The sequence below is a fragment of the Pseudomonas sp. P1.8 genome (genome assembly GCF_001269805.1).
Lineage (GTDB): Bacteria > Pseudomonadota > Gammaproteobacteria > Pseudomonadales > Pseudomonadaceae > Aquipseudomonas.
Genome location: NZ_LHVM01000039.1, coordinates 1 through 792 on the forward strand (window position 1 = coordinate 1; position 792 = coordinate 792).

The 792-nt window shown below is 55.8% G+C and carries 2 pseudogenes; both read right to left on the reverse strand.

The annotated features are described in order from the left end of the window. Positions 1-332 (reverse strand): annotated as a pseudogene (locus AD668_RS28300) (hypothetical protein); the annotation flags it as partial. An 11-nt stretch (positions 333-343) separates the two neighbouring features. Continuing rightward, positions 344-792, reverse strand: a pseudogene (locus AD668_RS29720) (hypothetical protein); the annotation flags it as partial.

Below are 792 nucleotides of genomic sequence, written 5' to 3' on the forward strand. Positions count from 1 at the left end.
TAAGTCCCATAGATTTTCAGCTCGATGCGTCTGAGCACCAGCGGGCAGCCACTGACCGTTCTGCGCAAGGCGATTTCAGCGGTTGGCTGGTAGTTTTCACGCCAGTTCATGTTGTAGCCGACTGCGGTATTGCGCCCGCCGGGCACGGTGCAGGTTTCGCCTTGGGCGGGCACATATTTGGCAATGGCCTGATAGGCAAAGTCGGGCGGCAAGTCGGCGGTGAAGGTAAAGGTGTTCGGCGAACTGCTGGCGCAGCCTGCGGTCAACGCCAGACAGCTGTTCAAAACCAGTTTGTTAAACAGTGACTTCACCGGCGGGTACAAGATTGTCATGGGGGATGTCCTTATTCGGTACAGCCGGGGTAGATGGTGCATTGCCGCCCGTCAGGCATCTGGAAACCGCTGAAGTCTTTGTAATTGCCATTGCAGTACCCACGCTGATCTTCATAGCCCTTGCCCATACAGCGCTTCCAGCCGTTTGGAACTTTGACCCACGTGTCACCCCAGCCGGGTCTTTCTTCGTTCGCCAACTTGATGTGCATCTTCACGGTCTTACCCGGTAGTTGGTCGAGGCTGTACATGGCAAAGGGCTGATAACCTCCTCGCTCACCCTGCGCATCGAGGGTTTTGCAGTTGAGGAGTTTTACGATGCGGCGTTTTGGGCCCACGGTGCGGAACAGCCTTTGGCATTCACCGTAGAAGGAGCTCTCGCCCGTTTCGTCAAAGTCACTTTTGTACTGATCCTCCACATTGTCGCGAACGAACACGCTGGCGATGTCCGAGCCAAAATCTC